Annotated in this window: 17 protein-coding genes and 1 tRNA gene; 10 read left to right on the top strand and 8 right to left on the bottom strand. The window is 74.1% G+C overall.

From position 1 onward, the window contains the following. Positions 1-425 precede the first annotated feature (425 nt). Complete coding sequence (locus tag ATJ97_RS08865) at positions 426-953, top strand: MogA/MoaB family molybdenum cofactor biosynthesis protein (protein ID WP_098483440.1); 528 nt, start codon at positions 426-428, stop codon at positions 951-953. A 10-nt stretch (positions 954-963) separates the two neighbouring features. Here the strand turns inward: ATJ97_RS08865 and mobA are convergent, their stop codons facing one another. From mobA to moeB, 4 genes are all read right to left on the bottom strand, one after another. After that, a complete protein-coding gene (gene mobA / locus ATJ97_RS08860) occupies positions 964-1,524 on the bottom strand; it encodes a molybdenum cofactor guanylyltransferase (RefSeq protein WP_098483439.1) in 561 nt (186 codons plus the stop codon). A 1-nt stretch (position 1,525) separates the two neighbouring features. Continuing rightward, positions 1,526-1,996: a cyclic pyranopterin monophosphate synthase MoaC gene (gene moaC, locus ATJ97_RS08855; RefSeq protein ID WP_098485335.1), complete on the bottom strand. Its 471-nt coding sequence runs from the start codon at positions 1,994-1,996 to the stop codon at positions 1,526-1,528. A 5-nt stretch (positions 1,997-2,001) separates the two neighbouring features. After that, entirely contained in the window at positions 2,002-3,285 is a 1,284-nt protein-coding gene (locus ATJ97_RS08850; protein ID WP_098483438.1) for a molybdopterin molybdotransferase MoeA, read from the bottom strand. Between the two features lie 68 nt (positions 3,286-3,353). Then, on the bottom strand, positions 3,354-4,574 hold the full coding sequence (gene moeB / locus ATJ97_RS08845) for a molybdopterin-synthase adenylyltransferase MoeB (protein ID WP_098483437.1): 1,221 nt from the start codon (positions 4,572-4,574) through the stop codon (positions 3,354-3,356). Between the two features lie 62 nt (positions 4,575-4,636). On the opposite strand from moeB, the gene ATJ97_RS08840 reads away from it, so the two are divergent. From ATJ97_RS08840 to ATJ97_RS08830, 3 genes are all read left to right on the top strand, one after another. Then, on the top strand, positions 4,637-5,155 hold the full coding sequence (locus ATJ97_RS08840) for a DinB family protein (protein WP_098483436.1): 519 nt from the start codon (positions 4,637-4,639) through the stop codon (positions 5,153-5,155). Positions 5,156-5,292: 137 nt separating this feature from the next. Further along, positions 5,293-5,796, top strand: a complete 504-nt coding sequence (locus tag ATJ97_RS08835; protein ID WP_098483435.1) for a MarR family winged helix-turn-helix transcriptional regulator — start codon at positions 5,293-5,295, stop codon at positions 5,794-5,796. Beyond that, the gene (locus tag ATJ97_RS08830; RefSeq protein WP_245862301.1) at positions 5,793-7,502 is read left to right on the top strand and encodes an MFS transporter; all 1,710 of its coding nucleotides are present in this window, start codon (positions 5,793-5,795) and stop codon (positions 7,500-7,502) included. The genes ATJ97_RS08835 and ATJ97_RS08830 overlap by 4 nt, the downstream gene beginning before the upstream one ends. On the opposite strand, the gene ATJ97_RS08825 is transcribed toward ATJ97_RS08830, so the two are convergent. Next, the gene (locus ATJ97_RS08825) at positions 7,489-8,502 is read right to left on the bottom strand and encodes an alpha/beta hydrolase (RefSeq protein ID WP_098483434.1); all 1,014 of its coding nucleotides are present in this window, start codon (positions 8,500-8,502) and stop codon (positions 7,489-7,491) included. The genes ATJ97_RS08830 and ATJ97_RS08825 overlap by 14 nt on opposite strands. 280 nt (positions 8,503-8,782) lie before the next feature. On the opposite strand from ATJ97_RS08825, the gene ATJ97_RS08820 reads away from it, so the two are divergent. Then, complete coding sequence (locus ATJ97_RS08820; RefSeq protein WP_098483433.1) at positions 8,783-10,129, top strand: O-succinylhomoserine sulfhydrylase; 1,347 nt, start codon at positions 8,783-8,785, stop codon at positions 10,127-10,129. A gap of 55 nt (positions 10,130-10,184) precedes the next feature. Here ATJ97_RS08820 and upp read toward each other — a convergent pair whose 3' ends face one another. After that, positions 10,185-10,823, bottom strand: coding sequence for a uracil phosphoribosyltransferase (gene upp / locus ATJ97_RS08815; RefSeq protein WP_098483432.1), 639 nt, complete (start codon positions 10,821-10,823; stop codon positions 10,185-10,187). Positions 10,824-10,903: 80 nt separating this feature from the next. Here upp and tadA point away from each other — a divergent pair, with 80 nt between their 5' ends. Beyond that, on the top strand, positions 10,904-11,353 hold the full coding sequence (gene tadA, locus ATJ97_RS08810) for a tRNA adenosine(34) deaminase TadA (protein WP_098483431.1): 450 nt from the start codon (positions 10,904-10,906) through the stop codon (positions 11,351-11,353). A gap of 51 nt (positions 11,354-11,404) precedes the next feature. Further along, positions 11,405-11,671, top strand: coding sequence for an acylphosphatase (locus ATJ97_RS08805; protein ID WP_098483430.1), 267 nt, complete (start codon positions 11,405-11,407; stop codon positions 11,669-11,671). A gap of 6 nt (positions 11,672-11,677) precedes the next feature. Here ATJ97_RS08805 and ATJ97_RS08800 read toward each other — a convergent pair whose 3' ends face one another. Then, positions 11,678-12,493 carry an NAD-dependent protein deacetylase gene (locus tag ATJ97_RS08800; protein ID WP_098485333.1) on the bottom strand — a complete coding sequence of 272 codons (816 nt, stop codon included), beginning with the start codon at positions 12,491-12,493 and terminating at the stop codon, positions 11,678-11,680. 406 nt (positions 12,494-12,899) lie between these two features. On the opposite strand from ATJ97_RS08800, the gene ATJ97_RS08795 reads away from it, so the two are divergent. Both ATJ97_RS08795 and ATJ97_RS08790 read left to right on the top strand, forming a co-directional pair. After that, positions 12,900-13,349, top strand: a complete 450-nt coding sequence (locus ATJ97_RS08795) for a hypothetical protein (RefSeq protein ID WP_098483429.1) — start codon at positions 12,900-12,902, stop codon at positions 13,347-13,349. A gap of 114 nt (positions 13,350-13,463) precedes the next feature. Beyond that, a complete protein-coding gene (locus ATJ97_RS08790; RefSeq protein WP_098483428.1) occupies positions 13,464-14,675 on the top strand; it encodes an FAD-dependent oxidoreductase in 1,212 nt (403 codons plus the stop codon). A 40-nt stretch (positions 14,676-14,715) separates the two neighbouring features. On the opposite strand, the gene ATJ97_RS08785 is transcribed toward ATJ97_RS08790, so the two are convergent. Next, positions 14,716-15,291: a protoglobin domain-containing protein gene (locus ATJ97_RS08785; protein ID WP_098483427.1), complete on the bottom strand. Its 576-nt coding sequence runs from the start codon at positions 15,289-15,291 to the stop codon at positions 14,716-14,718. Positions 15,292-15,468: 177 nt separating this feature from the next. Here ATJ97_RS08785 and ATJ97_RS08780 point away from each other — a divergent pair. Then, positions 15,469-15,557: transfer RNA gene (locus tag ATJ97_RS08780), tRNA-Ser, on the top strand. Positions 15,558-15,627 lie beyond the last annotated feature (70 nt).

The raw sequence follows: 15,627 nt of genomic DNA, 5'->3' as shown, positions 1-15,627 counted from the left end.
CTGACGGTCGGGCACTGCCGCGCGCAGGCCCGGTGCGGCCGATTATGCACGCGGTGTCCCATTGGCAACAGTGGGAGAAATACGTCGGAAATATCGCGGCAATTACGCAACGACGAGCTCACGTAAAATTCGGCGCCAACGCGCGAGAACCGCTTTTTCACGGTATAGGCACGGTCTTGCTGAGGTTATGGCTGTGATTCCCGGCGAGCAGGCGGGCTCCCGCACCCCGTGAAGCAGCCTCGCCGGCCGCCGGTCGAGAGGAGTGTGCTGCGGGTTCCCGGAAATGCCGGGCGGTCGTCGACCGGGAATCTTGACGTCGAAATACTTCGGTGGTCCGGGAGGCGGTCCCGGAAGGCCGTAGAGGGGCGCTGACGGCCTCCCGGGCACGACCGCCAGAGGGTGTCCCGAATCGCTACGGTGAGGTCGTGACTTTCTCCCACGGCCAGGGGCCGGCCGTCGCCGGCGTGGTGATCACCGTGTCGGACCGCTGCGCCAGGGGGGAGGCGGAGGACCGGTCTGGTCCCCTCGCCGCCGAGCTGCTCGCCGCGGCCGGCGTGCGGGCCGAGGTGGTCGTCGTGCCGGACGGGGTGGACCCCGTGCGGCGGGCGGTGCGCGCCGCTCTCGGCCGGGGGGCCCGCGTGGTCCTGACCACGGGCGGCACCGGCATCTCGCCGCGGGACCTCACCCCCGAGGCCACCAGCACCTTGCTCACCCGCGAGCTGCCCGGCCTGGCGGAAGCGATCCGGGCGCGCGGCGCGGCCACCGTGCCGACCGCCGTGCTCTCCCGGGGCCTCGCCGGCGTCGCACCCGGGCGGGACGGTGAGGCCCTCGTCGTCAACGTGCCCGGGTCGACGGGCGCCGTCCGCGACGCCCTCGCCGTCCTGGCCCCGCTGCTGCCGCACGTCCTGGACCAGCTCGCCGGGGGTGACCACGACCGGGCGCTGCCGGTGTGACCCGCTCCCGTCACTCCTCCAGCGCCGCCAGGTCTGCCCACGTGTCGACGTCGGCCGCCTCCGTGGCGGCCGCCCGGACGTGCCGGAGGTCCAGGCCCGAGACGAGCGCGCGCACCGAGCCGCCCGGGTGCTCGCCGAGCCGTTCGTGCAGCGCGGCCGTCCGGTAGAGCGCCGCGAGCCACTGCGGGCGGTCCTCGGCGTCGACGAGCACGGCGCCGTCCGCGCCCTGCGCCCCCTCCGTCACCGCCGACCGGAGCCGCGGCACGGCGCTGCCGGCGTGCGGCACGTCGCAGGCGAGCACGAGCACCCACGGGGCGGCGCCGTCACCCAGGGTGGCGAGCCCGGCGGCGATACCCGCGACCGGGCCGCCGTAGGGCGGGTCCTCGAGGGTGTGCAGGACGCCGTCGGGCACGGCGACGTCCTCCGGGGCGACGACGACCACCCGCCTCCCGCCCGTCGTGGCGGCCAGGGCGTGGTCGAGCAGCCGGCGTCCTCCGAGGCGGACGTCGGGCTTGGAGGCACCGCCGAGCCGGCGCGCGGTGCCGCCGGCGAGGACGACCGCGTCGAACATGTCAGTCCGGCCGGCGCCAGTCGCCGGAGCGGCCCCCGGACTTGGCGACGACCTTCACCCCGGTGATCTCGGCCGAGCGGTCGACGCCCTTGACCATGTCGACCACGGCAAGGGCCGCGACGGAGACGGCGGTGAGGGCCTCCATCTCCACCCCGGTGCGGTCCGCGGTGCGCACGGTGGCGGTGACGACCACGCGGTCCTCGGCCAGCTCCAGGTCCACCACGGCGCCGTGCACACCGATGGTGTGCGCCAGCGGCAGCAGCTCGGGGGTGCGCTTGGCCGCCGCGATCCCAGCGATCCGGGCCACGGCGAGCACGTCGCCCTTGGGCACGGTCCCCTCGCGCAGCGCCGTCATGACGGCCGGCGAGCAGCGGACCTGCCCGGTGGCGACCGCCTCGCGGACGGTGGGCTGCTTGGCGGTGACGTCGACCATCCGGGCGTGCCCGGCGTCGTCGAGGTGGGTCAGGCGGATCTCGCTCACGGCACCATCATGACGGTCACGACGTCGCCCTCGGTGACGGCCTGGACCTCTGCGTCGACGATGGCGAGGGCGTCCGCCTCCGCCAGGGACGCCACCAGGTGGGAGCCGGAGCCGCCGCGGGAGGCGGGGCGGGCGAGCAGGTACGGTCCGCCGTCGTCCTCGGGCCGGTCGTCCAGGACCACGGGCATGTACTGCCGGCGGCCGGGCGGGCACCGCCAGCCCTCGCCGACGAGGGCGTCGACCAGGACCGGCTGCAGCGTCTGCGGCGCCTCCGCCGTCCCGCGGCCGGCCATGACGCGCAGCGCTGGCTCGACGAAGACGACGAAGCTGACGAAGACGCTGACCGGGTTGCCGGGCAGGCAGAAGATCGGCACGCCGCGGCCGTCCTCGTGCAGCACCCCGAAGCCCTGCGGCTTGCCGGGCTGCATGGCCACCGTGGTGAACGCGACCTCCCCGAGCGGCGCGAGGACCTCCTTGACCACGTCGTACGCCCCGGCGCTGACGCCGCCGGTCGTGACGATCGCGTCGACCCGGGCCAGGCTGTCCTGCAGACGACGGCGCAGGGCGTCCGGGTCGTCGTCGACGGCGCCGAGGGGCACGGGGGTCACACCGAGCGTCTCGGCCAGCGCCGCCACCATCGTCGTGTTGGAGTCGGGGATCTGCCCGTGGGCCAGGGGTGCCCCGGGGTCGACGAGCTCGGACCCCGTGGAGAGCACGCCGAGGCGCGCCCGCGGGTGGACGGGCAGGCTGCCGTGGCCGGTGGACGCCGCGGTCGAGAGGTCACGCGGGCGCAGCTCGATCCCGGCGGGGACGACGACGGTGCCGGGCGTGACGTCGTCGCCGGCGCGCCGGACGTGGGCGCCGGGGGCCGCCGGGGCCTGGATCGCCACGACGTCCGGCAGCGCGCTGCCCGCGCCGGGCCCGGCCGGCTGGTCGGTGCGCTCGACCGGGACCACCGCGTCCGCCCCGGGTGGCATGGGGGCGCCGGTCATGATCCGCACGGCGGTGCCGGGCAGGACCTCGGGCCGCTCGCCGGAGCCGGCGGGCAGGTCGGCTATCACGCGCAGGCGGACCGGCTCGGCCTCGGTGGCCGCGGCGACGTCCTCCGAGCGCACGGCGTAGCCGTCCATCGCGGAGTTGTCGAAGGGCGGGACGGACAGGACGGCGACGACGTCCTCGGCGAGGACGCAGCCGAGCGCCTCCGCCAGCGGGACGCGGCGGGCGGGCAGCCGCGAGACGGCGGCCAGCACCGCGGCGCGGTGCTCCTCGACGGTGATCATGCGGCCTCCGTAGGTCCTCAGCAGCTCGGCAGGGTCAGTAGCTCGGCAGGGTCAGTAGCTCGGCAGGGTCAGTAGCTCGGCAGTGTCGGGTCGACGTCGGTGACCCAGGCCAGGACGCCGCCCTCGACGTTCACGGCGCGCGCGCCGGCGTCGGTCAGTGCCCGGACCGCCTGGGCGGAGCGCTGCCCGCTGCGGCAGTGCACCACCAGCTCGCGCGCGACGCCGCCCGGGTGGCCGAGGTCGAGGCGGTGGACCACGCCGTCCGGGTCGGCCAGCACCTCGGCGAGCGGGACGCTCACCGCGCCGGGGATGGTGACGATGCCGCGCTCCGGGGTCTCCCGGACGTCGAGCAGGACGAAGTCGTCGGTGCCGCGCTCGCGCTCGCTCAGCCGCCTGGCAAGGTCGCGGGCGGTGATCGCGGGCAGGGCGCCGGCGGAGGTGCCGCCGTCGGGCGCCGCGGGGCCGTCCGCGCCGGGGGAGGGGTCGTACCCGAGCGCCTCGACGGTGCGGGGCAGGTCGTGACGGCCGGGGCGCGGCCGGACCGGCAGCTCGCTCCAGCGAGCGCCGAGCACGTCGAGGACGAGCACGCGGCCGAGCAGCGGGTCGCCGGTCCCCGTGATCAGCTTGACCGCCTCGGCGGCCATGATGGAGCCGACCTGGCCGCACATCGCGCCGAGGACCCCGGCCTGGCCGCACGAGGGGGTGGTGCCCTCTGGGGGTGGGGTGGGGAAGAGGTCGCGGAGGGTGACGGCGGGCTCGCCGCGGGACCAGAACACCGAGACCTGGGCGTCGAAGCGCAGGATCGACCCCCACACGAGCGGGATGCCGAGCTCGGCGCACACGTCGTTGACGAGGTAGCGGGTGGGGAAGTTGTCGGTGCCGTCGATGACGAGGTCGTGCCCGGCGAGGAGCTCGCGCGCGTTGGCGGCGTCCAGGCGCAGGTGGTGGGTGGTGACCTCCACGTCCGGGTTCAGCGCGCGGACGTGGGCGGCCGCGGAGTCGACCTTGGGGCGGCCGACGTCCGCGGTGGAGTGGATGACCTGGCGCTGGAGGTTCGAGGGGTCCACGACGTCGTCGTCGACGATCGTCACGTGCCCGACGCCGGCCGCGGCGAGGTACTGCAGCACCGGCGAGCCCAGGCCGCCGGCCCCCATGACGAGCACGCGGGCGGCGAGCAGACGGCGCTGGCCGGCCTCGCCGAGCTGCCCGAGCAGGAGGTGGCGGGAGTACCGCTGGACCTGCTCCCGGGTCAGCGGCGGCCCCGGCTCCACGAGTGCGGACGTGCGCATGGCCCCACTGTAAGGTCCTGGCCGGGACCGACCGTCCCAGGACCGCGCCGCCGGGAGGGGATATGGCCATCGAGCCGGACACCAAGGACTGGACGTGGGTGCTGCGGCGCCGCTGCGACGAGTGCGGCGCCGAGGTCGCGGCGCTGGCGCCTCCCGACGTCGCCCGGCTGGTGCGCGATGCGGTCCGGCGCTGGCAGGCGGTGCTGGCGCGGCCCGGTGCGGGGGAGCGGCCCGACGCGTCGACCTGGTCACCGCTGGAGTACGCCGCCCACGTGCGCGACGTCTGCCGCGTGTTCCGCGAGCGGCTGGCGCTCATGCTGGAGCAGGACGGGCCGACCTTCCCCGACTGGGACCAGGACGCCGCCGCGGTGGCCGACCGCTACGGCGAGCAGACCCCGACGGCGGTCGCGGCCGGGCTCGTCGAGGCGGGGTCCGCCGTCGCCGACGCCTTCGAAGCGGTTCCCGAGGGCGACTGGGAGCGGCCGGGGCTGCGGTCCAACGGGTCGGCGTTCACGGTGCGCACGCTCGGGCAGTACTTCGCCCACGACGTCCTGCACCACCTCCACGACGTCCGCGGCTGAGCCGCCCGGCCGGACCGCGGACCCGCCAGACCGCGGGCCGCGACCAGGCCGCAGCCGCCCCCGGTCGCTGCGAGGGTGAGCGAGACCACGCCCGACCCAGATAGATGCATGCTGCATGTAAGCGTACGGTTGGGGGCATGTCCGATTCCTCCCCTTCCCGGCTGGACGCGTCCTCGCGCGTGCTCGAGGAGCTCAGCGCGCTGGGCCGCCGCAGCCGCGGCTCGGGCGCTCTCGTCGCGCAGGCGTGCGGGCTGCAGGGTGCACAGGTCCAGCTGCTCTTCGCCCTGTGGCGCACGGAGGAGTGCCGGGTGGCCAGCCTCGCCACCCACCAGCTCGTCGACCCGTCGGTGGTCAGCCGCCAGGTCACGGCGCTGGAGAAGCTCGGGCTGATCGCCCGCCGCACCGACCCCGACGACGGACGCGCCTCGCTCATCTCGCTCACCGAGGCGGGCCGGGACAAGCTCACCGAGGTGCGCCGGATGCACCTGGAGGCGGTGATCGACTCGATGCAGGACTGGCCCGTCGAGCGGATCAGCCGCCTCGCCGACGACCTCGCCGATCTGGGCACCGCGTCCGCGGCCGCCTACGCCAAGCTCTCCGGCGCCGTGCCGGCTGACACCGAACCGAAGGACCAGGGTTGAAGAAGAAGGACCTGACCTCCCGGCGTGCCTACGCCGGGATGACGACCGAGCAGGCGGTCCTCGCGCACGAGGAGCACCGGCGGGTCCTCAAGATCCTCACCGGCCTGCTGATGGCGATGTTCGTCGCCAACCTCGCCGGCACGGTCGTGGGCAACGCCCTGCCGGTGATCGTCGCCGAGATCGGCGGCACCCAGCAGCAGTACACGTGGATCGTCACCTCGACGATCCTGGCGTCGACGGCGGTCACGCCGATCGCCGGCAAGCTGGCCGACCTCTTCGACAAGAAGAAGCTGCTGCTCGGCTCGATCGCGCTCTTCGCCCTCGGTTCGCTGCTGGCGGGACTGTCGACGTCGGCCGGCATGCTCATCGCCGTCCGCGTGCTCCAGGGGATCGGGATGGGCGCCAACATGGTGCTCACCCAGATCATCATCGCCACGATCATCCCGCCGCGGCAGCGCGGGCGGTACAACGGCTACATCGGCGCCGTCATCGCGGTCGCGACCGTCTCCGGGCCGCTCCTGGGCGGGCTCATCGTCGACGTGCCCTGGCTCGGCTGGCGCTGGTGCTTCTGGGTGGCGATCCCGTTCGTGGCCGCGGCGTTCGCGGTCCTGGTGAAGAACCTCAAGGTGCCCGGCGAGGGGCGCCCGGGCGCCAAGGTGGACTGGGCCGGGGCCGCGCTCATCTCCCTCGCGGCCACCCTGCTGCTGGTGTGGGTGTCCTTCGCCAACCACGAGTTCGACTGGGTCTCGTGGCAGACCTTCGCGATGGTCGGCGCCGCCCTGGTCGCCGCGATCGCCTTCGTCCTCGTCGAGCGGCGCGTGAGCGAGCCGGTGGTGCCGCTGCACATCCTCACCGAGCGGACGACGGCGCTGGCCATCGTCGCCAGCCTCGCGGTGGGCACGGTGATGTTCGGGACGAACATCTTCCTCGGCCAGTACTTCCAGATCGGCCGCGGCTACTCGCCGACGATCGCCGGCTGGCTGGGACTGCCGATCATGCTCGGCCTGCTGGTCTCCTCCACCGTCGCGGGCAACCTCGTCACGCGCAGCGGCCGGTGGAAGCCGTACGTGGTGGGCGGGCTCGCGCTGCTCACCGTCGGCATCGGCCTCATGGCCACGGTCGGGGCGACCACCCCGCTGTGGCTGATCAGCCTCTACCTCCTCCTCGCCGGCCTCGGGCTGGGCGCCTCCATGCAGAACCTCGTGCTGGCCGTGCAGAACACCGTGCAGCTGGCCAACGTCGGCGCGGCCACGTCCACCGTGACGTTCTTCCGCAGCCTGGGCGGCGCCGTCGGCATCCAGGTGCTCGGGGCGGTCTACGCCGCCCGCGTCACCTCCCTGACGGTCGCCGGCTACACGGAGCAGGGGCTCGACGTCGCGGGGCTCGACGCCTCGACGTCCTCCCTCGACCTCGGCGCCCTCCCCGCCGAGATGGCTCGGGTGGTGCACCAGGCCTACGGCGACGGCATCGGGACCGTCTTCGGCGTCGCCGCGCTCATCTCGGTCCTCGGCCTGCTCGCCGTGCTCTTCATGCGCGGGACGGAGCTGCGCAACTCGTGGGAGGTGCCGACCGAGGTCCGGGAGGTGCTGGAGACCGACGACGGCCCCGGGACGACGGCGGCCCCCGGCGACGTCACCCCGACGACCACCGCGATGGTGGACCAGACGGGAGAGCCAGGAACCCGGGACGGCGTCAGCGGCCGCTAGCGTCGCCGCCCGCCAGCCGGGCGTCCGCCCACTCGATCGCGCTGCGCGTGTAGTACTCCCGGCTCGTCGGGGCCGAGAGCGCGAGGTCGTGGACCCCGCCGGGGACCTGGAGGATCGTGACGTCCTCGCCGATCATCGGCGCGCGGCTGATCATCTGCCCGACGTCGAGCACGACGTCGGAGGTCGACAGATCCGCCGGCCCGGGGTGCCTGTTGTCGCCGGAGCGCGTCGAGCAGCACAGCAGCACAGGCACCGAGACCTCCAGGCCGCGGCCCACCTCCGCGTGGGCGCGGCGCACCGTGCGGACGAACCCGGCACGCGCGGGGAAGCCCTCGTGCGGCTTGAGGGTGAGGTCGTAGTCCCAGTCGCCCCCGGTCCCGGTGTGCAGGTAGCGGCCGTACGCCTGGTTCAGGCTCCCGACCGGGAGGCTGGGCAGCCAGCCCCCGAGCCGGTCGATGACGGCGGTCAGCGGCCCCCGCTGGAACCACCCGGCGTTGAGGTCGAGCCACGGGGAGTTGAGGACGACGGCGTCGATGCTGCCGGGGTGGTCGGCCGCCCAGAGCACGGCCTGCAGGCCGCCGGTCGAGTGCCCGAGCAGCACGACCGGGCGCGGGCCGCCCTCCTGGACGACGGCGAGCGCCTTGCCGATCTCCTCGTCGTGCACCCGGAGGTCCCGGACGTCGTCGGGGCGCGGGTGCCCGTTGGTCGAGCGGCCGGAGCGGCGCATGTCGAGGCCGTAGAAGTCGTAGCCGGCGTCGATCCAGGCCTGGGCGTGCTCGGCCTGGAAGAAGTAGTCGACGAAGCCGGGCAGGTAGAGGACGGCCCGCGGCGCGGAGCCCGCGTCCTCGTGGTGCACGAGGGTGGCGACGTCGGGGGCGGCAGGTTCCTCCCCGCCGTCGGAGATGTCTCCCAGCGGGATCGTGCGGGCCACCCACGGCGGACCGAGCAGGTCCTCGACGACGACGGGTGCTGGGGCCGCATGACGGCCTGAGGTGGTCATGGCACCCGATCATGTCAGGCGTGCCGCGGGGCGGCCCGGCGGCGGCGCCCGCTCCGTGCGCCCGGCCGGGGCCGGCGGGGGATGCGTCCACGTGGTGGACGGTGGCCGTCCGCAGTCTCAGGATCCGGCCCCGCCCCGGGCCGCGCGGTCGGGAGCCTGGGCCGGCTCGTTACCGTCGGATCAACGATCCGACGCGGCCGAGGGACCTGGCTCGACGACGCTGCGGCACCGGCCACCCTGTGGCGCGGGGCCACCCGCCAGGACAGATGAGGAGCCCGACATGTCCGACCTGCCGCACTGTCCGTCCGACCCTCTCTGTCCGCCCCCGCCCGAGAACGTCCGGCCGGTCCTCCAGCCCGTCCTGCCGCGGCCCGCGACCGACCCCACCGGGCTGCGCGCCGCCACCCTCGCCGTGCGGGGCGGGCAGTACCGCAGCGCCTTCCAGGAGACGGCGGAGGCGCTGTACCTCACCCAGGGATTCGTCTACGACCGCGCCGCCGAGGCCGAGGCCGCGTTCTCCGAGGAGATCGAGCGGTACACGTACTCGCGCTACACCAACCCCACGGTGACCACGTTCGAGGAGCGTCTGGCCCTGATCGAGGGGGCGGAGGACTGCTACGCGACGTCGACGGGGATGTCCGCCGTGTTCAGCGCCCTCGCCGCGCTGGTGAGCAACGGCTCGCGCATCGTGGCGGCCCGTGAGCTCTTCGGCTCCACGCTGTGCGTCTTCGACGACGTCCTGGCGCGCTGGGGGGTGCGCACCGACTACGTCACCGGGACGAACCTCGACGAGTGGGAGGCCGCTCTGGCCACCCCGGCCGACGTCGTCTTCCTCGAGTCGCCCTCCAACCCGATGCAGGACGTCCTCGACCTGCCGGCCATCGCGAGGCTGGCCCACGCGGCCGGCGCGACCGTCGTCGTCGACAACGTTTTCGCCACCCCGGTGCTGCAGCGTCCGCTGGAGCTCGGCGCCGACCTCGTCGTCTACTCCGCCACCAAGCACATCGACGGGCAGGGTCGTGTCATGGGCGGCGCGATCCTCGGTCCCCGCGACATCGTGCGCGGGCCGGTGCAGTCCCTGATCCGCAGCACCGGGCCGAACCTGGCCCCGTTCAACGCGTGGGTGCTCGCCAAGGGTCTGGAGACGCTGCCGCTGCGGGTGCGCGCCCAGACCGCCGCGGCCCTGGAGCTCGCCGGCTGGCTCGAGGAGCAACCGGGGGTCGCGTCCGTGCGCTACCCGTTCCTGCCGTCGCACCCCCAGTACGAGCTCGCCCGGGCGCAGATGAGCGGCGGCGGGACGGTGGTGACGTTCACGCTGGACGGCTCCGCGGCCGGGAGCGGGGGCCTGTCCGCCCGGGCCGACGTCGAGCGCACCTTCGCGTTCCTCGACGCCCTGCGCGTCATCGACATCTCCAACAACCTCGGCGACGCCAAGTCGATGGTCACCCACCCGGCCACGACGACGCACCGGCGCCTCGACCCCGTCACGCGTGACGCGCTCGGGATCGCGCCGACCACCGTGCGGTTCTCCGTGGGGCTGGAGGACGTCGAGGACCTCAAGGAGGACCTTGCGACCGCGCTCGGGGTGTTCCGCGGTTCCCGAGCGCCGGAGACCGTGCACGCCTGACGCCGGCGGTTCCCGGCGGCGTCGGGGCGGCGGGTTCCGGCGCCGCGCGGGAGCCTTAGCCGACGACGCCGTACAGGCGGTCCCCGGCGTCGCCGAGGCCGGGGACGATGTACTTCTGCTCGTTCAGGCGCTCGTCCACCGAGGCGGTGACGATGGTGACGTCGCCGCGCTCGCCGATGGCCTCGTCGAGCGTGCGCAGGCCCTCCGGGGCGGCCAGCAGGCAGATGGCGGTGACGTCGCGCGCGCCCTTCTCGAGCAGGTACTCGATCGCGGCGATGAGCGTGTGCCCGGTGGCGAGCATCGGGTCCAGCACGAAGCACTGGCGGCCCGAGAGGTCGTCCGGGAGACGGTTGGCGTAGGTGATCGCCTCGTACGTCGTCTCGTCGCGCTGCAGGCCGAGGAACCCGACCTCCGCCGTCGGCAGCAGGCGCGTCATGCCCTCGAGCATCCCGAGTCCGGCGCGCAGGATCGGCACCACGATCGGGCGCGGCGCGGCGAGGTGCGTCCCGGTCGTGGTCGCCACGGGGGTGGTGACCTGGACCTGGGTCACCCGCACGTCGCGCGTCGCCTCGTAGGCGAGCAGGGTGACGAGCTCGTCGACGAGGAGCCGGAACGTCGGGGACTCCGTGGTCTCGTCGCGCAGGACGGTGAGCTTGTGGGCGATCAGCGGGTGGTCCGCGACGTGCAGGCGCATGCGCCAAACGTACCGTCCGGCGCGTGCGGCACCACGTCGGCCGTCCGGGGGAGCGGGCGCCGGTGCGACATCATGACCCCATGACGTACGAGGCGGCCATGGACGAGGCCCTCACCCTCGCCCGTGAGGCCGTGCTCGACGGCGACGTCCCGGTCGGGGCGGTCGTCCTCGGCCCCGACGGCTCCGTCGTCGGACGGGGCCGCAACCGCCGGGAGGCCGACGGCGACCCCACGGCCCACGCCGAGATCCTCGCCCTGCGGGAGGCGTCCGCCGCGCTCGGGACCTGGCGGCTCGAGGGCTGCACGCTCGTCGTCACGCTCGAGCCCTGCACCATGTGCGCGGGGGCGGCGGTGCTGGCGCGGGTGGACCGGGTGGTGCTCGGAGCCTGGGACCCCAAGGCGGGGGCGACGGGGTCCGTGCGCGACGTCGTGCGGGACTCCCGGCTGAACCACCGGGTCGAGGTGGAGGCCGGGGTGCGCGGTGACGAGAGCGCCGCGCTGCTGCGGGAGTTCTTCGCGCAGCGGCGCTGACGGCGCCCGCCGCGGTGGCCCGGCCGCCGCGGCCGGACCAGACTGAACCGCATGATCCGCCGCCGTCTCGTGGTCCACGGCCGGGTGCAGGGCGTGGGCTACCGCTACTCCTGCGAGCTCCAGGCCGAGCGGCTGGGCGTGAGCGGATGGGTGCGCAACAACGACGACGGCACCGTCGAAGCGGTGGCGGAGGGCGCCGAGTCCGCCGTCGAGTCGCTGATCGAGTGGGCCCGCCAGGGGCCGCGGCACGCCGACGTGAGCCGGGTCGAGGTCCGCGAGGAGGAGCCCGAGGGACTGCGCGGGTTCACGTCCGGGTAGGGGGAACTAGGCGCCCAGCTCTCGCGCCAGCACGGGCAGCGCCTCGCTGGTGCCCACGTGGACGCGCACGCTGGCCAGGTCGTCCCCGCGCGTGGGGCCGCGGTTGACGACGGCGACCGGCTTGCCGGCCTTGTGCGCCCGGCGGACGAACCGCAGCCCGCTCATCACCGCGAGCGACGAGCCCGCGACCAGCAGCGCCTCGGCGTCGTCGACGAACGCGTACGCCCGGTCGACCCGCTCGCGCGGGGTGTTGTCGCCGAAGAAGACCACGTCCGGCTTGAGGACCCCGCCGCAGCGGGGGCAGTCGGCGACCCGGAAGTCCGCGGTGGAGTCGAGGACGACGTCGGCGTCGGGCGCGACCTCGAGGTCGGCGACGTGCTGGAACCGTTCGCGCCAGTGCGGGTTGAGCGCCACCAGGGCGGCGTCGTGCTCCTCGCGCGGCACGACCGCGCCGCAGTCCAGGCACACCACGCGGTCGTAGCGGCCGTGGAGGTGGATGACGCGGCGGGAGCCGGCCCGCAGGTGCAGCAGGTCGATGTTCTGCGTGATCAACCCGGACACGAGGCCGGCGTCCTCCATGCGGGCGAGCGCCCGGTGGCCCCGGTTCGGCCGGGCGGCGAGGAGGTGGCGCCAGCCGAGGTGGTTGCGGGCCCAGTAGTGGCGGCGGAACGCCGCGGAGGCGACGAACTGCTGGTGCGTCATCGGGTGCCGCGGCGGCGACCCGGGGGAGCGGTAGTCCGGGATGCCGGAGTCGGTGGAGAGTCCGGCGCCGGTGAGGACGGCGAGCTTCCGCCCCGCGAGGAGGGCGACCACGGGTGCCAGAGCGGCTCCGACGTCGTCCGGGTCGGGAACGTGGCCCGCGGCGGGAGGTGCGACAGGGGCCGGCTTGATCACCAGCCGCGGGGACGCCTCGGCATGGGTGCGCGGGAAGAGCTCGGCCACGCTGTGGTGGCCGTGCCGCGGCAGACGCACCTGATCCTCTGGCTCGCTCACGCGCTCCAGGCTACGTCGCGGTGGGCGTCGTCTGCGCGCGCGCCCCTGCCCCGCTACGGTGGGGACGAAGCTGCCGGGGGACGGCGGCTTTTCCGCTGCACGAAGGCGGATTTCGCGCGCCGCGCCGGGGTTTGCCCGGCGGGTGGCGGAGGGTCGTGCCGAGGCGATGGGTCGCTGAGGGGGCAGACGGCGCGCCGCTGGTGCGCGCTCCGGCGGGTCGGCCTACCGTCCTGTCATGGACACGGAGCGCAAGGCGCCGGAGGACCTCTACACGCGTGGCCGTGACCTGGTGACCTCCTACCTCGCCGGTGTGGACGTGACCTGGCCGGCCGAGGACGAGGATCTCGTGGAGATCCTCAACGAGGCGGGCGAGCACCGCCGGATCCGGGTGTCTGTCACCGACTCGGCCGGGTGGCTGGTGCCGTGGGCCTATGCGCGGCGTCCTCCGACCGTCTTCCCCGACGGCTGGTGGGCGTTCGTGCGCTTCGGCGGCGACCAGTCGAAGCAGCCGCAGGTCTATCTCGCCCGTGAGAATCAGGTGCGCGAGCTGCTCCACACGATCGTCACGGCGGACGACTTCGCCGAGGACGACGCCGAACGTGTGGAGGGTGAGGCCGTGCGGCTGTTCGACGACGACCTTAGGCCGCTGCTGCGGTCCTGGGGCGAGCTGACCCAGGGGTTCTGACCGCGCCCGACGGGCGAGGTCGACGGGAGGCGGAAACCTGGCCTGCGGGCGAAGCGGGCCCGAGGGACAACCCGGCCGTGGGGCTCCTGACAGGCGGCGACTAACCTCGCCGGTATGCGATGCATCGTGGTGGGGGCCGGAGCGTGGGGTCTGCCTGCGGCGGCCGAGCTGGTCGGGCGCGGGCACGATGTCGTCCTCCTGGACCGGTACGGCGTCGCGAACGCGCTCTCCTCGTCCTCCGGCCCGACGCGGATCTGGCGCCTGACCCATCCCGACCGGGTGCGCGTGCGGCTCGCCCGACGTGGCGTCGAGGCCATGGAGCGGCTCGCGAGCCGCTCGGGCACCGAGGTGTTCCTGCGGCGCGGCCTGCTGTGGCGCGACGACGCGAGCATCCCGGCCGTGGTGGAGGCGCTCGGCGCCGAGGGCGTCGCTCACGAGCTCGTCGAGCCGGACGACGTCGGACGGTACTTCCCGGGCCTGCGCCCGGACGGTCGCCGCGCGGTCTGGCAGGCCGACGCCGGGCCTGTCCTTGCTGCCGGGTCGATGCGGGCCCAGGCGGGGCTGCTCGAGGCGGCGGGCGGGACCGTGGTGACCGGGGCCGAGGTGCGTGAGGTGCGCACGACGCCGCACGGACCCGAGGTCGTGTGCGTGGACGGGACGACGTACGCGGGGGACGTCGTCGTCCTCGCGCCTGGGCCCGGGGCGCAGCCGCTGCTGGCAACGCTGGGACTGGACCTGCCGCTGCGGCCCCGGCTGGAGCAGGTCGTCCACGTGGGCGACCCCGCGGACCCGCATGCGGCGGACGGGATGCCGTGCCTGTTCGACGGACCGCGTCACGCCCGGGATGACGTGGCTGGTGCCGACGGGGCGTCAGGGGAAGGCGCCGACGCAGTTTCCGGGGCGGGTGCCGACGAGCCCGGCATGTACGCCATGGCCACGCCGGGCGTCGGCTACAAACTCGGCCTTGACCGCTCCTTGCGTGACCTGGTGCCCGGCGACGAGGACCGCACGCCCGAGGAGACGCTGACGGAACTGATCGTCGAACGGGTGCGCCGTGACCTCGGCGCGCTCACGCCGCGCGCGCTCGACGCGCAGGTGTGCTCGTGGACGATGTCGCCTGACGGCCGCTTCGTCATCGACCGCCTGCCCGGTGGGGTGGTCCTGGCGTGCGGGGACTCCGGCGAGGGCTTCAAGTTCTCCGCCCTCATGGGGATCGTCCTCGCCGACCTCGCCGAGGGACGGACCCCGGACGACGACGTCGCCTCGTTCTCGCTGCAGCGTTTCGCGGGCGGTATCGAGGTGCGGGAGCACGTGCTGGGACTCTGACTCACCAGGGCCCGGGGGACTCACCAGGGCCCGGGGGGACTCACCAGGGCCCGGGGGCGTACGGCCGTGTCCAGAGCGCGACCTGGAGGATGACCGCCTTCCGCCACGACTCCTGCATCGCGTCGACCTCGTCGGCGGTGCGGCCCGACTTCTCGAGGAAGGGGCGGACCGTCGCGGTGATGGGGTAGATCAGGGCGATGAGGTAGCGCAGCGGGACGTGGGTGGTCGACTCGACGCGGTCGGTGCGGTTCTTCTTGTACGGGGTGTGCCGCAGCCCGATCTCGTTCTGGTAGGCCAGCCACTGCTCGTCCCACGGGCGCTCGCAGGTGTCCCAGATCCACTGCCCGAACCTGCCGCGGACCGCGTCGAGGTACCGGCTGACCGGCTCGCCGTCCGGTCCGGAGAACTGGGCGCGCAGGTGGTGATGGGACCCGATGAAGCCGTACCAGACGTCGAGCACGTCCTCGATCTGGTTGGCGAGGACCTCGCCCGCCTGACGCAACGCCGCCTCGTCCGCCGGCCCGAACAGCACCGATGCCTTGAGGAGCTGGAGCTCCTCCGGCGTCACCGGCGACGTGGTGACGGTCTCGTACTCGTAGCCAGAGATGGTCGTCATGTCTCCTCCTTGAGCAGGACGTCCTCGACCCGGACGGTACGCCCGGTGTGCCGGGCAGGGAAGTGCCGGCACGGACGACCGACGGGCGGTGCGAGGAGTCTGAGCAGGTGAGGGTGACCGGTCGCACTCCGGCCGAGTTTGGGCGGCGACGACGGCACCGGTAGCATCGTCCGGCGAGGTAGCGTGTCCGAGCGGCCTAAGGAGCACGCCTCGAAAGCGTGTGAGGTTAACAGCCTCCGTGGGTTCAAATCCCACCGCTACCGCCAGCCGAAGGGCCCCGGATCCCGGGGCCCTTCGTCATTCCTGTGGTGCGTCCTCTTCCCGGACGTCCGGGCG

The organism is Georgenia soli, from assembly GCF_002563695.1.
GTDB lineage: Bacteria > Actinomycetota > Actinomycetes > Actinomycetales > Actinomycetaceae > Georgenia > Georgenia soli.
This window is presented reverse-complemented; position numbering and strand designations above follow the sequence as displayed.

What these genes read in the sequence shown, in the direction of transcription:
- mobA (WP_098483439.1), bottom strand. Translation starts at nt 1,524, where the DNA reads ATGTTCGACGCGGTCGTCCTCGCCGGCGGCACCGCGCGCCGGCTCGGC.
- ATJ97_RS08850 (WP_098483438.1), bottom strand. Translation starts at nt 3,285, where the DNA reads ATGATCACCGTCGAGGAGCACCGCGCCGCGGTGCTGGCCGCCGTCTCG.
- moeB (WP_098483437.1), bottom strand. Translation starts at nt 4,574, where the DNA reads ATGCGCACGTCCGCACTCGTGGAGCCGGGGCCGCCGCTGACCCGGGAG.
- ATJ97_RS08840 (WP_098483436.1), top strand. Translation starts at nt 4,637, where the DNA reads ATGGCCATCGAGCCGGACACCAAGGACTGGACGTGGGTGCTGCGGCGC.
- ATJ97_RS08835 (WP_098483435.1), top strand. Translation starts at nt 5,293, where the DNA reads ATGTCCGATTCCTCCCCTTCCCGGCTGGACGCGTCCTCGCGCGTGCTC.
- ATJ97_RS08825 (WP_098483434.1), bottom strand. Translation starts at nt 8,502, where the DNA reads ATGACCACCTCAGGCCGTCATGCGGCCCCAGCACCCGTCGTCGTCGAG.
- ATJ97_RS08820 (WP_098483433.1), top strand. Translation starts at nt 8,783, where the DNA reads ATGTCCGACCTGCCGCACTGTCCGTCCGACCCTCTCTGTCCGCCCCCG.
- upp (WP_098483432.1), bottom strand. Translation starts at nt 10,823, where the DNA reads ATGCGCCTGCACGTCGCGGACCACCCGCTGATCGCCCACAAGCTCACC.
- tadA (WP_098483431.1), top strand. Translation starts at nt 10,904, where the DNA reads ATGACGTACGAGGCGGCCATGGACGAGGCCCTCACCCTCGCCCGTGAG.
- ATJ97_RS08805 (WP_098483430.1), top strand. Translation starts at nt 11,405, where the DNA reads ATGATCCGCCGCCGTCTCGTGGTCCACGGCCGGGTGCAGGGCGTGGGC.
- ATJ97_RS08795 (WP_098483429.1), top strand. Translation starts at nt 12,900, where the DNA reads ATGGACACGGAGCGCAAGGCGCCGGAGGACCTCTACACGCGTGGCCGT.
- ATJ97_RS08790 (WP_098483428.1), top strand. Translation starts at nt 13,464, where the DNA reads ATGCGATGCATCGTGGTGGGGGCCGGAGCGTGGGGTCTGCCTGCGGCG.
- ATJ97_RS08785 (WP_098483427.1), bottom strand. Translation starts at nt 15,291, where the DNA reads ATGACGACCATCTCTGGCTACGAGTACGAGACCGTCACCACGTCGCCG.